At 34.0% G+C, this 18,849-nt stretch carries 20 protein-coding genes and 1 tRNA gene; 16 read left to right on the top strand and 5 right to left on the bottom strand.

The genetic code is table 11. The features are described from left to right. The first annotated feature begins 73 nt into the window (after window positions 1-73). Complete coding sequence (locus IRZ78_RS16290; RefSeq protein ID WP_173971691.1) at window positions 74-478, top strand: thioesterase family protein; 405 nt, start codon at window positions 74-76, stop codon at window positions 476-478. Window positions 479-509: 31 nt separating this feature from the next. Here IRZ78_RS16290 and IRZ78_RS16295 read toward each other — a convergent pair whose 3' ends face one another. The 3 genes from IRZ78_RS16295 to ribD all read right to left on the bottom strand — a co-directional run bounded on the left by IRZ78_RS16295 (window position 510) and on the right by ribD (window position 3,020). Continuing rightward, window positions 510-1,142, bottom strand: a complete 633-nt coding sequence (locus tag IRZ78_RS16295) for a YigZ family protein (protein WP_194617553.1) — start codon at window positions 1,140-1,142, stop codon at window positions 510-512. 233 nt (window positions 1,143-1,375) lie between these two features. After that, entirely contained in the window at window positions 1,376-1,978 is a 603-nt protein-coding gene (locus IRZ78_RS16300; protein ID WP_194617554.1) for an HAD family phosphatase, read from the bottom strand. After that, a complete protein-coding gene (ribD, locus tag IRZ78_RS16305; RefSeq protein ID WP_194617555.1) occupies window positions 1,971-3,020 on the bottom strand; it encodes a bifunctional diaminohydroxyphosphoribosylaminopyrimidine deaminase/5-amino-6-(5-phosphoribosylamino)uracil reductase RibD in 1,050 nt (349 codons plus the stop codon). Before ribD ends, IRZ78_RS16300 begins: the two co-directional genes overlap by 8 nt. A 106-nt stretch (window positions 3,021-3,126) precedes the next feature. Between ribD and IRZ78_RS16310 the strand changes: the two genes are divergently transcribed. From IRZ78_RS16310 to prmC, 3 genes are all read left to right on the top strand, one after another. Further along, a complete protein-coding gene (locus tag IRZ78_RS16310) occupies window positions 3,127-3,612 on the top strand; it encodes a GNAT family N-acetyltransferase (RefSeq protein ID WP_194617556.1) in 486 nt (161 codons plus the stop codon). 4 nt (window positions 3,613-3,616) lie between these two features. After that, on the top strand, window positions 3,617-4,426 hold the full coding sequence (locus IRZ78_RS16315) for a hypothetical protein (protein WP_194617557.1): 810 nt from the start codon (window positions 3,617-3,619) through the stop codon (window positions 4,424-4,426). 81 nt (window positions 4,427-4,507) lie between these two features. After that, on the top strand, window positions 4,508-5,374 hold the full coding sequence (gene prmC, locus IRZ78_RS16320) for a peptide chain release factor N(5)-glutamine methyltransferase (RefSeq protein WP_194617558.1): 867 nt from the start codon (window positions 4,508-4,510) through the stop codon (window positions 5,372-5,374). 188 nt (window positions 5,375-5,562) lie between these two features. On the opposite strand, the gene IRZ78_RS16325 is transcribed toward prmC, so the two are convergent. Further along, window positions 5,563-6,807: an ABC transporter permease gene (locus IRZ78_RS16325; RefSeq protein WP_194617559.1), complete on the bottom strand. Its 1,245-nt coding sequence runs from the start codon at window positions 6,805-6,807 to the stop codon at window positions 5,563-5,565. Between the two features lie 202 nt (window positions 6,808-7,009). On the opposite strand from IRZ78_RS16325, the gene hisS reads away from it, so the two are divergent. The 12 genes from hisS (at window position 7,010) to IRZ78_RS16385 (ending at window position 18,213) form a co-directional block, all read left to right on the top strand. Beyond that, a complete protein-coding gene (hisS, locus tag IRZ78_RS16330; RefSeq protein ID WP_194617560.1) occupies window positions 7,010-8,437 on the top strand; it encodes a histidine--tRNA ligase in 1,428 nt (475 codons plus the stop codon). Window positions 8,438-8,739: 302 nt separating this feature from the next. Beyond that, window positions 8,740-8,810: transfer RNA gene (locus IRZ78_RS16335), tRNA-Trp, on the top strand. A 472-nt stretch (window positions 8,811-9,282) separates the two neighbouring features. Further along, the gene (locus tag IRZ78_RS16340; RefSeq protein ID WP_194617561.1) at window positions 9,283-9,861 is read left to right on the top strand and encodes a nucleotide exchange factor GrpE; all 579 of its coding nucleotides are present in this window, start codon (window positions 9,283-9,285) and stop codon (window positions 9,859-9,861) included. A gap of 78 nt (window positions 9,862-9,939) precedes the next feature. Next, window positions 9,940-11,052: a molecular chaperone DnaJ gene (gene dnaJ / locus IRZ78_RS16345; protein ID WP_194617562.1), complete on the top strand. Its 1,113-nt coding sequence runs from the start codon at window positions 9,940-9,942 to the stop codon at window positions 11,050-11,052. Between the two features lie 163 nt (window positions 11,053-11,215). Next, window positions 11,216-12,145 (top strand): ATP-binding cassette domain-containing protein, encoded by a 930-nt coding sequence (locus IRZ78_RS16350; protein WP_194617563.1) that lies wholly within the window; start codon window positions 11,216-11,218, stop codon window positions 12,143-12,145. Between the two features lie 78 nt (window positions 12,146-12,223). Further along, the gene (locus IRZ78_RS16355) at window positions 12,224-13,540 is read left to right on the top strand and encodes an ABC transporter permease (protein ID WP_194617564.1); all 1,317 of its coding nucleotides are present in this window, start codon (window positions 12,224-12,226) and stop codon (window positions 13,538-13,540) included. 202 nt (window positions 13,541-13,742) lie between these two features. Then, window positions 13,743-14,906, top strand: a complete 1,164-nt coding sequence (locus tag IRZ78_RS16360) for a sigma-54 dependent transcriptional regulator (RefSeq protein ID WP_194617565.1) — start codon at window positions 13,743-13,745, stop codon at window positions 14,904-14,906. A 100-nt stretch (window positions 14,907-15,006) separates the two neighbouring features. Continuing rightward, window positions 15,007-15,672, top strand: a complete 666-nt coding sequence (locus IRZ78_RS16365) for a DEAD/DEAH box helicase (RefSeq protein ID WP_194617566.1) — start codon at window positions 15,007-15,009, stop codon at window positions 15,670-15,672. Between the two features lie 69 nt (window positions 15,673-15,741). Further along, window positions 15,742-16,557: an alpha/beta fold hydrolase gene (locus tag IRZ78_RS16370; RefSeq protein ID WP_194617567.1), complete on the top strand. Its 816-nt coding sequence runs from the start codon at window positions 15,742-15,744 to the stop codon at window positions 16,555-16,557. A gap of 28 nt (window positions 16,558-16,585) precedes the next feature. Next, entirely contained in the window at window positions 16,586-16,804 is a 219-nt protein-coding gene (locus tag IRZ78_RS16375; protein WP_072961853.1) for a DUF2007 domain-containing protein, read from the top strand. A gap of 65 nt (window positions 16,805-16,869) precedes the next feature. Continuing rightward, the gene (locus IRZ78_RS16380; RefSeq protein WP_194617568.1) at window positions 16,870-17,673 is read left to right on the top strand and encodes a Cof-type HAD-IIB family hydrolase; all 804 of its coding nucleotides are present in this window, start codon (window positions 16,870-16,872) and stop codon (window positions 17,671-17,673) included. Window positions 17,674-17,685: 12 nt separating this feature from the next. Continuing rightward, window positions 17,686-18,213: a GNAT family N-acetyltransferase gene (locus tag IRZ78_RS16385; protein WP_194617569.1), complete on the top strand. Its 528-nt coding sequence runs from the start codon at window positions 17,686-17,688 to the stop codon at window positions 18,211-18,213. 102 nt (window positions 18,214-18,315) lie between these two features. Here the strand turns inward: IRZ78_RS16385 and IRZ78_RS16390 are convergent, their stop codons facing one another. Further along, window positions 18,316-18,834 (bottom strand): hypothetical protein, encoded by a 519-nt coding sequence (locus IRZ78_RS16390; protein ID WP_065451486.1) that lies wholly within the window; start codon window positions 18,832-18,834, stop codon window positions 18,316-18,318. Window positions 18,835-18,849: the final 15 nt, after the last annotated feature.

Consider the following 18,849-nt stretch of genomic DNA (forward strand, 5'->3'; position numbering starts at 1 on the left):
TTTTGGGCTCTAATTTTATAAAAAAAAGTTGTAAGTGAACTTTTGGAATTTAATTTTTTTTAATATATAAATAATGAAAAATCATCAAACGCAAGTGCGTGTTCGTTACTCAGAAACCGATCAAATGGGAGTCGTTTATCACGGAAATTATGTCCCTTATTTTGAGATAGGACGCGTGGAATGGCTTAGAAACAAAGGGATTTCGTATAAAAGTATGGAAGAAAGCGGAATTGGTTTGCCTATTGTTTCGATGCAAATAAATTATAAAAAATCAGCACGCTATGATGAGCTTCTTACAATTCATACAACTTTCAAAAGTCAATCCTCAGTCAAGATTGAATTTGACTGTGAGATTTATAATGAGGCGAATGAGTTATTAACAACTGCGGTATTTATTTTAGTATTTATTTCGTTAAAATCGGGTCGTCCAACTGCCCCTCCGGATTATATTTTAGAATTGTTTAAAACACTTGAATAATTGTTAAAATGAGATGGGTTTTTGTATTAATTTATATAATTTTAATATCGATTTCAAACATTAAATCAAAAATGTCGAATACTGATTCGGCATTTTTTTTGCGCGTCTTTGTCTTGATTTTGCCAATTGGTAAACCTGAATCTTCGTCAATTTCCATTTCCTGAGATGTGATTTCCAGCTTTTTTTCTTTGATAACCCGCATTACTTTGTTCATGTTTTTGTAATCAAAAGAGATTAAAAAGTGAATATCAATTGTTTTTTCTACGATCTCACAAACTTCAAGAGTCAATTGAGCCGTTGTTTTGTAAGCGGCAATTAATCCGCCAACACCTAATTTTATTCCTCCAAAAATCCGAACTACGACTACCAAAACGTTTGTCAGGCCAAAAGATTGTATTTGTCCGTAAATTGGTGCTCCGGCAGTATTGCTTGGTTCGCCATCATCATTGGCGCGATATGAAATTTTTGGCGCAGTACCAAATTGGTACGCATAACAATAGTGTACTGCGTGCGGATGTTGTTTTTTTAAAGTTTCGATGATGGGTTTTACTTCGTCTTCGTGTTCTATAGGAAAGGCGTAACCAAAGAACTTGCTTCCTTTTTCTTTAAAAAGTACTTCTTCAGATTCAAAGGCTATGGTTTTATAAGTGTCGTCGTATTCCAAAAGTAAAATTCTAAATTATATTTAATGTTTTTTTGCAGAGTTGATTTTACCGCAAAGTTTGCCAAGGTTTTATTGTTAACTGTCTGTTTGCAAGCTTAAAAAGTTCGCAAAGCTAAATCAATACAAAGCTTTGCGAACTTTGTATTCGTAATTCGTTAAAATCTTCGCGAACTTTGCATATCCCGATAGCTATCGGGATTGCGTCTTTGCTGTAAATTCTCTCCAAATTCAATTTACAATATCTTTTTCTCAAATAAATCAACCACATCTTCCTGACCCACTTGCAGATTCCAAACATGGAAACCTAAAGCGGCGGCTGAATCTGTGTTTTCTTTTTTATCATCGACAAACAAAGTGCGCTTTGGGGATAGTTCGTGTTTGTTGATCAGGTATTGAAAAACTTCTGCGTTTGGTTTGCGCATTCCAATTTCAAAAGAAAAATAAACTTTTTCAAAACATTGATAGAAATCGCTGTAAAACGAAATGCCGCTTTTGTTTTCGAAAGTAGCGATATGAATAGAATCTGTATTGCTCAATAAAAACAAACGGTATTTTTTTGAAAGCATTTGTAGAAACTCTAATCGATATAATGGAAAATCTGCTAAAACCGCATTCCACGCTTTTAAGATTTCTTCTGTCGAAGCATTTGGTAATTCTTTCTGGAAACCTGCCAGAAAATCATCATGCGATATGTCTCCTGTTTCGAACAAAAGATTCAAACGATCCAATTCTGCATTCCATTCGGTCATGCCCAATTGCTGCAATCCTGAAATGGTCGCTTGTTTATCTAAATTGATAAAAATATCTCCAAAATCAAAAATTATAGTATCAATCATGATTTCTAATGTTTAATAATTCGTCGCTTTGAATGTACGTTTTGGTTGGATTATTCTTTTGAATAATTGGTGCTTTAGTTCCTTTTCCAAAAGAAATATTTCCGATAAAAATCCGGGCTTCATCCCAAATATTCTGATCTATAAAAGATTGTAAAGTTTGCAATCCGCCTTCAATAATAATAGACTGAATTTGGTTTTGATGCAAAACAGCCAAAATTTGTGGTATTATATTTTGATTAAAATCAATTACTTCAAAGTTAGTGTTTTCTGCTGAAATGTTGGTTTCAGATTTTGTAAATACAATTGTTTTTACGGTATTATCAAAAACAAAACTTTCTTTTGATATGCGATTATTTTGATCCAGAATAACTCTTACCGGATTATTTCCTGACCAGTCTCTGGTGTTTAACTTCGGGTTATCATCGATCACAGTTTGGGTTCCCGCTAAAATAGCTTGTTCTTCGCTGCGCCACTTATGAACCAATTGTCTTGAATAGGTATTGGTAATCCAAACCGGTTTTCGATCCTGACCGATTTTTTTTTCCGGAGAAAGAAAACCATCCAGAGTTTCGGCCCATTTTAATATTATATAAGGTCTTTTTTGCTGATGAAAAGTAAAAAAGCGTTTGTTGAGTTCGTTGCATTCTTTTTCTAAAACGCCAACAGTTACATTTGCTCCGGCAGCAATTAATTTTTTAATACCGTTTCCTGCTACTCTTTCGTTAGGATCAACGGTTCCAACCACTACGTTCGGAATTTGATGTTCTATAATCAAATCGCAGCACGGAGGTGTTTTACCAAAATGGCTGCAAGGTTCCAGACTTACATAAATAGTAGCTTTTTTTAATAATGATTTGTCTTTTACAGATTGAATGGCATTTACTTCGGCATGTGGTTCTCCGGCTTTTTTATGCCAGCCTTCGCCAATGATTTGATTTTCGTAAACAATTACGCTACCCACCATCGGATTAGGATATGTAGTTCCAAAGCCATTTTCTGCCAATTTTATGCAGCGTTTTATGTATTTTTCATGTATATTCACGGTACAAAAGTAGTTATTTTTGTTTAGTTCGATAGTTAACGATATTGTTAAGAAACTATCAAAAAAGTATTTTTACTTTTGTAATAAAATACACGAATAAAGAAAAATGGAAAATTGGGTTATCAGAGCAATTAAAAAAGAAGACAATCAGGCAGTTGCTCAATTAATAAGATCGGTTTTTGATGAAATGGAAATTCCGAAAGTAGGTACAGCGTACGAAGATCCTTATTTAGATTTAATGTTTGAAGAATATAATAAGCCACAATCAGTTTATTTTGTGGTCGAAAATGAAGGCAAAATTGTAGGTTGCGCAGGAGTGGCACCGCTTGAAAATGGAGATCCTGAAATATGCGAATTGCAAAAGATGTATTTCCTGCCTGAAACTCGTGGTTTAGGGATTGGAAGTAAAATGATGAATAAATGTCTAGAGCAGGCAAAAGATTTTGGATTCGAAAAATGTTATATCGAAACAATGCCTTTTATGTATGCCGCTCAAAAATTATATAAAAAATCGGGTTTTGAATATTTAGATGCTCCTTTAGGAAATACAGGGCACAGTTCTTGCCCAGTGTGGATGTTGAAAGTTTTATAAGCTTATGAAAAATTTTGTTTTTGGAATTGTTTTGGTTACAGTTTTGTTTTCTTGCAATGGCTCTAAGGAAAAGAAAGTTGAAAGAAAAACTGTTATAGCGAATAAAGCTATTGTTAAGGATACTCTTCGTGAGAATGAAATTACTTCAGATGAAGAATTTAAAAGTGACTTTGAGATTTTGTTGCCAAGGAGTTATCGAACTTATGACAAAATGAATCCAGCTTCGTCGCTGACCAAAAATTGGATTGAGTTGTATGAAGATAATGGGGAATATTTTTTAGGGAAAGCTGATTTTAAAATCGAAAAAGGATTTGACGAATGTTCGGGAGATTCTTTACAATCGATTATTTCTAAAAAGAAGACTGTAGTTTTTATAAATTATCCAGAACTTAAAGTAGGAAAAATAAAGTCTCTGAAAATTGAGGAAGATAAAATCTGGCCTAAAGAAAAATTGAGTTTTACATTTAATAATGATGTTTATACTTTGAGAGCGGAAGGAAAAGTGCTTTCGACTGAAAAAAGAAGTTTAGATGATAATAAAGAGGAAATTTATAAAAAAGTAGAAAACTATAAGTTGTTTTTGAAAACAAATAATGGCCCCGAAAAATTGCTTTTGCAGGTAGAGACCTTCAATGATACTTTTGTTGAATTGCTTTTTGCCGGAGATATTGATAATGATGGTAAACTGGATTTTATTTTTGGTGCTAACAGAGATTATGAAGAAACACGGGTAATGCTATTTCTTTCTTCGAAGGCAGAAAATGAGGAGCCGGTAAAAAAAGTTTCAGAGATAGCAGTTCAGTTTGATTGCTAGAATTGTAAACTAAACTGATTGCTGGAAAAATAAGAATACAATATTTGCTTAAAAATTGAGGCATTAAAAAATAAACTCAAAATGAGAATCAAACAATATCGAACTCAATTTATAAAAGAATTATCGCCTTTTTATGATGCTTATGAAGCGGAGAGTTTTTTTTATTTAATATTAGAGGACAAACATAAATTGCGTCAAATAGATTTGGCATTGAATCACGAACTGACTTTTTCGGATAGTGATTTTGTGGTGTGGGATTCGTTATTGGCGCAGTTGAAAAAGGAAGTTCCGATTCAGTATTTATTAGGAAAAACTAATTTTTACGGTTTAGATTTCGAGGTCAATGAAAATGTTTTGATCCCAAGACCTGAAACCGAAGAATTGGTAGAATGGATTATCAATGAGAATTCTAAGACTGATAGAGCTAAAAAAATAAAAATCCTGGATATAGGAACCGGGAGTGGCTGTATTGCCATTTCGTTGGCAAAAAATATTCCGAACGCTCAGGTTTATGCTATGGATGTTTCGAAAAAAGCAATAGAAACTGCTAAGCGAAATGCTGTGAACAATAAAACAGATGTTACTTTTATTCTTCAGGATGTCTTGAATGCAGAAGAATTGAAATGTAATTTTGATATTATAGTTTCGAATCCGCCGTATGTGCGTAATTTAGAGAAAGAAGAAATCAAGAAGAATGTGCTGGATTATGAACCGCATTTAGCACTCTTTGTAGAAGATAATGATGCTTTGATTTTTTATCGAAAGATTGCTGGGCTGGCGCAAAATAATCTGTTAGAAAATGGGCAATTGTATTTTGAAATCAATCAGTATCTTGGTTGTGAAATGAAAGATTTATTAGAAAAAATGAATTTTAAAAGCATCGAATTGCGAAAAGATATCTACGATAATGACCGTATGATTTTTGGTAAGGTTTCTAAAACGGTATAATTAAGTTCTTGAAAAAATGAAACTTCTAATCTGGCCCCGATAGCAGTGAAAATCCTTTTATGTCGGTGTTCGGCATAAAAGATTGCAACGAATAGTGGGGCAAGTTTTCTTTTGAAATGATTAATTGCTGCTTCAAATATTTATTAAGAAGCTGAGAACTGAAAACTGCGACTGAAAACTAAAAAAAATTATTCGTAACGCAAAGCTTCGATAGGATCTAGTTTTGAGGCTTTTATAGCAGGATATAAACCCGAAACAATCGCAACGGTAAAACTGGTTGCAAATGCTGCAAAAATGGCTACCCACGGAATCACGAATGCAAAACTCATTGCAGTTGCAATTGCAAAACCTAAAAGGATTCCGATTATAATACCAATCAAACCTCCGATTTGTCCGATCAGTAAAGTTTCGATAAAAAACTGAACGGCAATAGTGATTTTTTTTGCGCCTAAAGCTTTACGAACGCCTATTTCGCGTGTACGTTCTGTAACCGAAACGATCATGATATTCATTAAAGCGATTGAAGATCCTAAGATGGTAATCACGCTGATGATCCAGGATGCCCAGCCTAAATATTTTGTGATGCCCAAGATACGGTTGATTAAATCGTCGCTACGGCCAATTCCGAAATTGTTGTCGCGCGTTGGACTTAATTTTCGTACGCGTCGCATAGTACTTGTGGCATTGTCGATAGCTTCGTCAAGAAGTTCTTTTTTGGCCACCATTACGCTCAAAGTATAATTGATGTTTGGGGCAGTAAATAAGGAACGTGCCACCTGAATTGGAATTAAAACGCGTAAATCCTGACTGTTGCCAAACGTAGATCCTTTTTCTTTTAGAACACCAATAACTTTAAAACGCGCACCACGAATCGAGATTATTTTGTCGATTGGGTTCACATCTTTTAATAAACCTTTTTCGAAATCAGATCCTACAACGCAGGAATAGGTATTATTATCGATATCAAATTGATTGAAACTACGGCCAAGGCTTATTTCTAAACCTGAGTTGGATATAAAATGTTCGTCGACACCAAGAATCTGGATTTCCGGATCAGTTTTTTTCTCCAGATATTTTACTTCTGCCGTTCGGGTTGCTGTAAAGGATAATGAAGTTTCGGTAAAAGGGTATTTGTATTTGTTTTTGAAAGCAACGGCTTCAGGATAGGAAATAATTGGGTTTACGATTTCACGCTCGTTACTTCCGCGGTTTTTAAGGTTGTTTTCGTATTGGTTAATATTGAAGGTATTCGCTCCCATAGAAGCAAAATTGGTCGAAATGGTATTTTCGAGTGCTGTTACCACCGTTAAGATTCCCACCAAAGCGGTAATCCCGATAGCGATAATTAATACGGTAAGAATAGTGCGCAGTAATTGTGTTTTGATAGAACCAAAAGCAATTCGGATATTTTCTTTAAATAATTTTAGCATCATGACCAATTTGTCACGAAAATACGTTTTTTGTTACAAGTTTGTTTTCGAACTGGCATTATTTATTTTAAAAAATAAGATATTTGCAGTCGATTTGTGATTAGTAGTAAATCTATAATCCCAATAAAATTAACGTAAAAGAGTTTATGAGTTAAGATTAGAAAATAATCTAAAATCTAAAATCTAAAAATCTAAAATCATAAAGATGGCTTCAAAACCAAGCATACCACAAGGAACAAGAGATTTTTCGCCTGCAGAGGTGTCAAAACGTCAATATATTATTCAAACGATAAAAAATAATTTCGAGAAATTTGGTTTTCAGCCAATCGAAACGCCATCTTTTGAAAATTCAGATACCTTAATGGGTAAATATGGAGAAGAAGGTGATCGTTTGATTTTTAAAATTTTGAATTCAGGTAATTTTTTCTTTAATAAAAATAAAATTGAATTACCGGAATCTATCGAAGCATTGCAGTCTAATTCGGCTGAAACAATAGATTTGAATCAAAGAATTGAGCTGAATAAATTTACAGGAAAGATTTCTGAGAAAGCTTTACGTTATGACCTGACTGTTCCGTTTGCAAGATACGTTGTACAGCACCAAAACGAAATTGAATTTCCTTTTAAAAGATATCAGATTCAACCGGTTTGGAGAGCTGACAGGCCGCAAAGAGGACGTTACAGAGAGTTTTATCAATGTGATGCCGATGTTGTAGGTTCGAAATCATTATGGCAGGAAGTAGAATTGGTTCAGTTATATGATACGGTTTTTACATCTTTAGGTTTAGAAGGTGTAACGATCAAAATCAATAACCGTAAAATATTATCGGGAATTGCTGAAGTTATTGGCGCATCTGATAAATTGATCGATTTTACGGTGGCTCTTGATAAGCTGGATAAAATTGGTGAAGATGGTGTGAAAAAAGAAATGATCGAAAAAGGTATTGATGAAAAAGCTTTGGTTAAAGTGCAGCCGCTTTTTAGTTTTACCGGAACGTTCTCGGATAAAATTGCTCAGCTTTCAGATTTATTAGCTGAATCTGAGGAAGGAATGAAAGGAGTAGAGGAATTGAAATTTATTTGTGACAATGTGGCAACTTTAGGTTTGGCAACAGCCACCTTAGATCTTGATGTTACGCTTGCCCGCGGATTGAATTATTATACGGGAGCTATTTTTGAAGTAGCAGCACCAAAAACCGTTTCGATGGGTTCTATTGGCGGCGGCGGAAGATACGATGACTTAACAGGTATTTTTGGTCTGAAAAATATGAGCGGGGTTGGAATTTCTTTTGGTTTAGACCGAATTTATCTGGTTCTGGAAGAATTACAATTATTCCCTGAGACTGTTGCAGCAACATCAAAAGCATTGTTTATCAATTACGGAGATGCTGAGGCTTTGTACGCTTCGCAAGCGATTCAGAAATTGAGAAAAGAAAATATAAAAGTAGAGTTGTATCCTGATAATGTAAAAGTGGGGAAACAGTTTCAATATGCAGATAAGCGTTTGATTCCGTTTGCAGTAATTGCGGGCGATCAGGAAATTGCAAACAATTCTTATTCGCTTAAAAATTTAGTATCAGGAGAACAGGTTTCTGTTGATTTTGAAGGGTTGAAAAACGCTTTGTTAGCATAATTGAATGGTAAAGTATTTTGCCACTCCCGATAGCTATCGGGATAAAAGGATTATTTAGATTTTTGTTTCACGCAGATTTTGGAGATTCAAGCACATTTAATTTGATCGTTATGTGAAATAAATCGGTATTAATCTGCCTAAATCTTTTTAAAATCTGCGTGAAATAAAAAATTAGAGGTTAACTGTTTGAATCAAAGGTTTTTGCTTTGAATCGCACAGATTTAAAGGGTTTTCTTTTAAAATCTCTGCTTGAAATAGTTGCCGGAGAAGAAAAAAAACTTTTAATTTGCCGACCTTAAGTTACGGGCGTAGTTCAAGGGTAGAATAGCGGTCTCCAAAACCGTTGATGGGGGTTCGAATCCCTCCGCCCGTGCAATTAAATTATTTTTTACCGCAAAGAGCGCAAAGATTTTTATCTAAAAATATTAAAAAAAAAACACAAAAGTTCGCAAAGCTAGATCAATACAAAGCTTTGCGAACTTTTTATTTTTTTAAAAGCCAAGCGTAAAAATATTAACGTCCTTTGCGGTAATTTTTTTTGTCAAAAAGCATAAAAAAAAGCTTCGTCTGAAATAGACGAAGCTTTTTTTAATATAAGGTAAAGTTGAATTAATAATTATTTATAAAGCCGAAGCTAACCCTTAAATTCAATTTTGATTGGTGATAATTTAATTTCTAATTTTGGAACTCAAATTTACTATAAACTAAAACGTAATAGTCTTAAAATTGTATTAAATTTTAATTCATAGTTTTCGTTTTTTAAACGGCTCAGTTGCAATAAAGTGACAATTTGACATTTTACAAGATTTGGCAGTACTTTTGCAATCCAACAGAAAGAATAAAAAATGAAGTTTAAGAATATTTTTAAAAATAAAAGTAATATGACTACGGAAAATACAGAGTTCGATCAAGAATTAGATGATGCAACGTTAGAAAATAATGCCAATGGCGAGCAGTTAATTGTTGAAGAATTAAGTGTTGAAGAGCAATTAGCTCAAGACCTTGCGAAAGAAAAAGATAAATTCTTGAGATTATTTGCTGAATTTGAAAATTACAAAAAAAGAACTTCAAAAGAGCGTATCGATTTGTTTAAAACTGCAAACCAGGATGTTTTGGTAGCAATGCTGCCTGTTTTGGATGATTTTGACAGAGCGATTGTAGAAATCAACAAGTCTGATGATGAAAATTTGAAGAAAGGTGTTGAGTTGATTCACGAAAAATTGAAAAATACTTTGGTTTCTAAAGGTTTAGAGCAAGTTGAAGTAAGAGCAGGTGATGCTTTTAATGCTGATTTTGCTGAGGCAATTACCCAAATTCCGGCTCCGTCTGAGAAATTAAAAGGGAAAATTGTTGATGTTATTGAAAAAGGATACAAATTAGGAGACAAAATTATTCGCTTCCCTAAAGTTGTTACCGGAAACTAAAAATACGAATTAGATTCTGAATGTCAATTTTTTAAGAATTGGATTTTGGATTTTAATATTTGGAATTTAACCTAAATTATGAAAAAAGATTTTTACGAAATACTAGGCATTTCAAAAAATGCTGACGCTGCCGAAATTAAAAAAGCTTACCGAAAAAGTGCATTGAAATATCACCCGGATAAAAATCCAGGCGACAAAGAGGCAGAAGAAAACTTCAAATTAGCTGCAGAAGCGTATGAAGTTTTAAGCGATCCTAACAAAAAAGCGAAATACGATCAATACGGACACCAGGCATTTGATGGTTCCGGCGGATTTGGCGGTGGCCACGGTGGTATGAATATGGATGACATTTTCAGCCAGTTTGGTGATATTTTTGGAGGCGGATTTGGTGGTTTCGGTGGAGGCGGTGGCGGTGGCCCTCGTCGTGCTAAAGGAAGCAATCTTCGAATCAAAGTAAAACTGACTTTAGAAGAAATTGCAAATGGTGTTGAGAAAAAAGTAAAAGTAAAACGTAAAGTTCAGGCTAAAGGAGTAACATACAAAACGTGTTCGACTTGTAACGGTCAGGGGCAGGTAATGCGTGTAACCAATACTATTTTAGGAAGAATGCAATCTGCGTCAACTTGTCCTACTTGTGGAGGTTCTGGTCAGATTTTAGACAAAAGACCTTCTGAAGCAGATTCACAAGGAATGGTTCAGGAAGATGAAACAGTATCAATCAAAATTCCTGCTGGAGTTGTTGATGGTATGCAATTGAAAGTTTCTAATAAAGGAAACGATGCTCCCGGAAATAGTATTCCCGGAGATTTAATTGTAGCTATCGAAGAGCTGGAGCACGAATTCCTGAAACGTGAAGGTGAGAACATTCACTATGATTTATACATCAGTTTCCCGGAAGCAGTCTTAGGAGTTTCTAAAGATATCGAAGCCATCAACGGAAAAGTTCGTATTAAGTTAGAAGAAGGAATCCAATCCGGAAAAATCCTGAGATTAAAAGGAAAAGGTATCCCAAGTATAAACGGTTACGGAAGCGGTGATTTACTAGTTCACGTGAATGTATGGACGCCAAAAACGTTGAATAAAGAGCAAAAACAATTTTTTGAAAATGCTTTAAACGACGATCACTTTATTCCAAGTCCTGAAAAATCAGAAAAATCATTTTTTGAGAAAGTAAAAGATATGTTTTCATAAGCTAAACTTTTTTAAAAATGTTTAAATAAATTTAAAAACCCATTCTAATGCAAATTTAGAATGGGTTTTTTTCGTAATTATACAAAGATTCGCTTCGAATTATTTACTTTTACAGGCTGTTGATCATAATGATCCAACTGAAGCAGAAAATCTTAAATATAGCATGAGCAACTTACTCGAAGTACATAAAGTCGTAAAACAATACGGTGATTATGTAGCGCTTAACGAAGTTTCATTAAATGTGCCAAAAGGCAGTATTTATGGGCTATTAGGTCCAAATGGAGCCGGAAAAACTTCCCTTATACGAATCATCAATCAAATTACTTTGCCCGATAGTGGCGAAATAATCTTAGATGGAGAAAAATTACAGCCAAAACACGTGCAGACTATTGGTTATCTTCCCGAAGAAAGAGGATTGTATACTTCTATGAAAGTAGGAGAGCAATGTTTGTATCTGGCACAAATGAAAGGACTTACTAAAGCCGAAGCAAAAGTGCAGTTAGAGTATTGGTTTGACCGTTTAGGAATTCAGGGTTGGTGGAACAAGAAAATCCAGGAACTTTCTAAAGGAATGGCGCAAAAAATTCAGTTTGTGGTTTGTGTATTGCATAAGCCAAAGTTGTTGATTTTTGATGAGCCTTTCTCAGGATTCGATCCTGTAAATGCCAATGTTATCAAAGATGAAATTCTGGCACTAAAAGAGCAGGGCGCAACCATTATCTTTTCGACACATCGTATGGAAAGTGTTGAGGAACTTTGCGATCATATTGCTTTAATTCATAAATCGAATAAATTAATCGAAGGAAAATTAAGCGATGTCAAACGTCAGTTTAGAACCAATAGTTTTGAGGTCGGAATTTTGACCAGTAATGTCGAAGGTTTGATGTACGATATCACACAAAAGTTTACGGTTTCGCCGGCAAGTTTTAAATCATTAAATGATGATTTAAAATTAGATATCCAGATTGGGAATTCGACTCCAAATGAGTTATTGAATATCCTGACACAACGCGGACAAGTAACTCATTTTTTAGAAAAAATACCAAGTGTAAATGATATTTTTATTCAGACAGTAACCGAAAACAAAAAATAAAATTTCAAAAAATAAATTCCAAATTCCAATGTTAGAGCGATCAAAATTGGAAATTGGAATTTGAAAATTAAAATATTTATGAGCATCATTTCGTTGATTATAAAAAGAGAATTCATTGCAAAAGTTCGCAATAAGTCTTTTGTTGTCATGACTTTTTTAAGTCCGTTGCTGTTTGTTGCAATTGCAGGATTTATTGGGTATTTGAGTTCGATGAAAGCCGAAACCAAACGAATCGCCATTCATGATGAAACAGGTTTGTTTGCGAATGATTTTGTAAAACAGAACAAAAAAGAAGCAGTATTTAAGTATCTGGATCTTTCTCAAATAGATGCAAAAGCGCTAAAAGATAGTATTACGAACGAAAGTTTTGATGGTTTAATTATTATTCCAAAAACAAATAATTTAAAAGATTTAGAAAGTAAAATTGAATTTATTTCGAATAACAGTCCAAGCATTTCTTTTATCGAAAAAACGCAGGATGTTATTGGGGAGAAAATTACAAAGATAAATCTTGGAAAAGCAAATTTGGATACTTTAGCCATTCAAAAAGCACAATCAGCAGTTAACATTCATTTGATAAAAGCTTCTGGCGAAGAAAGTTTAAAAGGATTAAATGAAATTAAAATCGGGATTGGCGGCGCATTTGGCTATTTGATCATGATGTTCATTATCATTTACGGAAATATGGTCATGCGCAGTGTGATCGAAGAAAAAACAAACCGAATTATAGAAATCATTATTTCATCGGTAAAACCATTTCAGTTAATGATTGGTAAAATCATCGGAACTTCACTGGCCGGATTATTACAATTTATGATTTGGGCTATTATCGGTTTAGGATTAATGTTTGCAGCTTCGGCATTTTTTGGTGTAAATGTTGGGCCAACAGCCAGAATTTCACCTGAATTGATGCAATCAGCCCAAAACGAAATGTCAGGAAGTGCTCAAATGTATATTAGCGAATTATGGAATTTACCAATCGCCAGTATTATAATAGGTTTTATAATTTATTTTATTGGAGGATACTTTTTATATAGTTCGTTTTACGCAGCAATTGGAGCCGCAGTTGACAATCAAACCGATTCTCAACAATTTCTTTTGCCTATTTTAATGCCGCTTATTTTAAGTGTTTACATCGGATTTTTTACGGTTGTCAATGATCCACACGGAAGTATTGCCGTAGTATTTTCGATGATTCCACTGACCTCACCAATTGTAATGTTGATGCGACTTCCGTTTGGAGTGCCGTGGTGGCAAATCGCAATTTCGGTATCATTATTGTTTGCTACGTTTTTCCTTGTAGTTTGGTTCGCAGCCAAAATTTACCGAATCGGTATTTTAATGTATGGCAAGAAACCAACCTGGAAAGAATTGTATAGATGGCTTAAATATTAGTTTTTTTGAAGTTGCAAAGGTTCAGAGGTACAAAGGTTTAAAAAAAAATGAACTATATAACTTAGAATAAAAAGCAAGTTTTAAAATTATATTGAGCATTAAAGATAGATAGATTACTAATAATGGGTTAAAAGGTAAGAAAGCAACAAAGATTTTAAACTTTGTACCTCTGAACCTTTGCAACTTTGAACCTTTAAAAAAAATGAGTAAAATACTAATTATAGAAGACGAAGCATCGATCAGAAGAGTTTTGGTAAAGATTTTATCAGAAGAGAATGATACCTATCAGGTAGATGAAGCAGAAGATGGAGTTGCGGGTCTTGAAAAAATAAAAAATAACGATTACGATTTGGTTTTGTGCGATATCAAAATGCCAAAAATGGATGGTGTTGAGGTTTTGGAAGAAGCTAAAAAAATCAAACCGGAAATCCCAATGGTAATGATTTCAGGTCACGGAGATATGGAAACGGCGATTCATACCATGCGTTTGGGAGCTTTTGATTATATCTCAAAACCACCGGATTTAAATCGTTTATTGAATACGGTTCGTAATGCTTTAGATAAAAAACAACTTGTAGTTGAGAATAAAATCTTAAAGAAAAAAGTCAGCAAAAACTACGAAATGGTAGGCGAGAGCGAAGCCATCAATCATATTAAATTGATGATTGACAAAGTAGCGCAAACCGAAGCCAGAGTTTTAATTACGGGACCAAACGGAACCGGAAAGGAATTAGTAGCACATCAATTACATGAAAAAAGCGAACGTGCTAATTTTCCTTTAATCGAAGTAAACTGTGCCGCAATACCAAGCGAGTTAATCGAAAGCGAATTGTTTGGTCACGTAAAAGGTGCATTTACATCAGCAGTAAAAGATCGTGCAGGAAAGTTTGAGGCAGCAGACAAAGGAACTATTTTCTTAGATGAAATTGGAGATATGAGTCTTTCGGCGCAAGCCAAAGTGTTGCGCGCTTTGCAGGAAAGTATGATTACAAGAGTTGGAGCCGAAAAAGATATAAAAGTCGATGTTCGCGTAGTTGCCGCAACAAACAAAGATTTGAAAACTGAAATTGCCGAAGGTCGTTTCCGTGAAGATTTGTACCATCGTCTGGCTGTAATTTTAATTAAAGTTCCGCCATTGAATGAAAGACGTGATGATATTCCGGCTTTGATCAGACATTTTGCTGCTAAAATTGCTTCGGAGCAAGGAAATGTGGTTAAAATATTTTCGGCGCAAGCCATAAAATTATTGCAGGAATACGATTGGACAGGAAATATCCGCGAACTTCGAAATGTAGTCGAAAGATTAATCATTTTAGGAGGAAACGAAATTTCTGAAACCGATGTAAAAATGTTTGCAAGTAAATAGGTGCTTCGCAATAGGCTTTAAGCTTTAAGCTTTAGGCTATCAAAAAGAATAAATAATTTTTGCTTAAAGCATAGAGCTTAAAGCTTAAAGCATAAAAAAGATGAAACTAAAAAAAATAAACGAAAAATTACAAAATGCATTAATCGAAAATGGTTTAACTGAAGCAAATGTTTTGCAGCAGGAAACTTTTTCGACGATAAAAAGTGGTGCAGATTGCATTATTCTTTCTCCTGCCGGAAGCGGAAAAACGACAACGATTGTTTTGAATGTTATTCAGCAATTGTCAGGTCATACTGAAGAGTCGCCGCGTGCTTTGATTTTTGTTGAGGATAAAGCCAAGGTGTTAGAAATGGAAGCTCTTTTTGAGAAGTACGGAAAATATTCTAATCTGGAGGTTTACGGAGTACACGATAAAGGTGATACGGATTATGATAAAAATTATATTTCTACTGGAATAGACGTTTTAATTGGTACGCCAAATAAATTAAGTGATATGTTTACAACAGCAGGTTATAACGTAAACCGTTTGAAAATGTTTATTATCGATGATGCTGATCCAATGCTGAAATTACGTCACGAAACTAAAATCATGCGTATTTCAAACAGTATCACCAAAACACAACGTCTTATTTTTGCTGAAACATTGACAGAACGTATCGAGATTCTGGCCGATAAAATGATGCTTGAACCTTATTTATTTGATATGGATGAAGAAGGTGAAGAGGAGCTTGATGAGGAAGAAGATGATATTCAGGAAGAGGAATAACGTTGCAGTTTTCAGTCTCAGTCTTAGTCTGAAAACTGTGACTGCGACTGAAAACTAAAAAAGTAATCTATGGAAATGTTGAAAACACTTAAATTTTTAATAATTGTGCTTCTTGCATTTTTTGTTATTATTTATGTAATCATTGTTTCCTATGTTTATTTTAATCAGGTTGATATGGTTTTTCAGAGTAGTAAACTCCCAAAAGATTATCAGTTTGATTATCAGCATAAATTTGAAGAATTGAATATTACGTCTTTTGATGGGGCAAAATTAAATGGTTTATTATTTAAAGCTGAAAATTCTAAAGGTTTGGTTTTTTATCTTCATGGAAATGCAGGAACTTTGGAAACTTGGGGTAAAATTGCTAAAATCTACACTAATTTAGGGTATGATATTTTTATTTTAGATTATAGAAGTTTTGGTAAAAGTGAAGGAGAAATTGAGAATGAAGAACAGTTGAATCAGGATATTTCTATTGCCTATAAATCATTGAGTAAAAAATATCCTGAAGATAAAATTATTATTGCAGGTTATTCAATTGGTTCCGGGCTTGCAACTATTCTGGCTTCTCAGAATAAACCAAAAGCTTTAATTTTGCAATCGCCTTATTATAGTTTTACAGAATTGTCGAGCAATAGAGTGCGATTTTTTCCTGATTTTCTGAAAAAGTTTAGTTTAGAAACATTTGGATATCTGCCAAAAGTAAAAGCACCAATTTATATTTTTCATGGCATGAAGGATCAATTGATTTCGTATCAAAATTCAGTTCGTTTAAGTCAGCTTTTAAAAAGTAACGGGCATTTTTATCCGCTAAAAAATCAGGAGCATATTGGTATGAATGAAAACAATGATTTTCAGAATCAGCTAAAAATAATATTACAATAGAAATAAAAAATAATAAAAATAGAATGTTATGGGATTAATGAAAGTGTATTCGGGAAGTGAAGTTTTAGCACTTGCTTTACAAGAAAGATTAGAAGAAGCGGGAGTAGAAACTACAAAAAAAGACAATATTCAGTCCGCTCGTTTAGGAGGTTTTGGACAATCTGATTTGGCCGTTGAGGTATTTATTCAGGAAACAGATTTTGCAAAAGCAAATCCGGTTATCGAAGAATTCAGAATGAGTATATAAAGGAAAGTTTTTAGTCTCAGTAGAGAACTGTTTACTGTGACTGAAAACTGAAAACTAAAAAAAAAATGCAGTATAAAATGCTAGTGCTCGACATGGATGATACCTTGTTGACAGACGATCATAAAATTTCAGATTTAAATAAAAAAGTACTTCTTGAAGCGCAGGCAAAAGGTGTTCATGTAGTTTTGGCTTCGGGCAGACCAACATCAGCAATGACGGCTTATGCTAAGGAATTGCAGCTTGATTTGTACGATTCTTATATTATTTCGTTTAATGGAGCAGTAATCAGTACTGTAAAAGATGATCTTGTGTTGTTTGAACAATGCCTGACGCCGGAACAAATTCATGATTTGTACGATTATAGTGTAAAAATGAAAACGCATATTATTACCTATATTGACGGTGAAATTGTTAGCGAAACAGATTCTGAGTATATCGACATCGAAAAAGAAATCACCGGATTACCACACAATAAAGTAGCTGATTTTAAAGCAGCAGTTACCAAACCAGCGGTAAAATGCATTTTGTTGGCAGAACCTTCTTATCTAAAAGAAGTAGAAAAAGATTTAAAATTGGCAATGCCGCATTTGAGTGTTGCGATGTCTAAACCTTTTTTCCTGGAAGCCGCTCAAAACGGAATTGATAAAGCAGCCAGTTTAAAACTTTTGGCTGAAAAGCTAAATATTCATCAAAGTGAAATTATCGCCGTAGGAAACGCAGGAAATGATTTAACTATGATCGAATATGCCGGACTTGGCGTTTGGGTTGATAATGTTACGCCTGAATTACGTGACAGGGCAGATGTTATTGTGGCTTCAAATAATAATGACGGAGTTGCTGAAGTGGTACAGCGCTATATTCTATACTAAATTATTCCTGAGATGAAAGAACCAATAGAAACAGAACGTTTGATTTTAAGAGAATTGATAGCATCAGATGACCAAGGAATGTTTGAATTAGATTCTAACCCGAACGTACATATTTTTGTTGGTAAAAAACCGGTAAAAGATATTGAGGAAAGTCGCTCTCATATCAAAATTATTCAACAACAATACAGGGATTTAGGTGCAGGTCGCTGGGCAGTTGTTCTAAAAGAAACGGGAGAGTTTATAGGCTGGTCCGGAATAAAATTTATTACCAATGAAATCAATCATCATAAAGATTTTTATGAAATTGGATATCGTTTTATCGAAAAACATTGGGGAAAAGGATATGCGACCGAAGCCGGAAATGCTTTTGTAGACTATGCTTTTAATACAATGAAAGTAGATGCGTTATACGCTTACGCTGATAAAGGGAATGAAAACTCGAGAAGAATTCTTGAAAATTTGGGTATGCGTTACGTAAATTCTTTTGAATATGAAGGAGAAATGGAAGTTTGGTACGAACTAAAAAATCCAAACTTATAAAACCTAAGAAATGCGTTCCAAATCTTTGCAAACTTAATCTCGTTTAAGATTCACAAAGATTTGGAAAACAGCTCGTAGTTTTTCTAATACTTTAATTAGATATTATTTTTTAGCTACAGAAACAAAATATTTATTTCCGTCACCCATTGTTAGTTTTACACGCTCGTCGCAAAGATCGATTGCAAAATTCGCGCTTTCATAACAAGTACAAGTAGTATTTTTGTCTTTAGACATTTCAGTTTTACAATTGTTGTTTTTAAAAGTAGACAATTGTGGTGTATACAAACTAACCAAATCAGTAGAAGCTGTTACTAAAGAAATAATACTTGCTGAATTATTACTTGTAATTCTGTAAACGATTCTATCTGTATAGTTTACTTCATTTACTGTTACTTTGCGAATATAAGTGTAAGCTGTTGAGCCTTCACCCGGTTCTTTTACTTCAAATTTAAATCCAACCGCACGAATTGCAATATCAAATTGAGATTGAGAGTTTAAGCTCGCCCATGTTGTCAATGTACTAATAGAAGGAAATGGATTAGCAGCTGGAGCAGCAGTTTGCGCTTGCGAGCTAAAAATAGTTAAGAACATCAAGCAGATTGTGGGTAAAAATGCTTTCATATGGAATTTTAATTT

It is taken from the genome of Flavobacterium sp. CSZ (genome assembly GCF_015350725.1).
Classification (GTDB): Bacteria; Bacteroidota; Bacteroidia; order Flavobacteriales; family Flavobacteriaceae; genus Flavobacterium.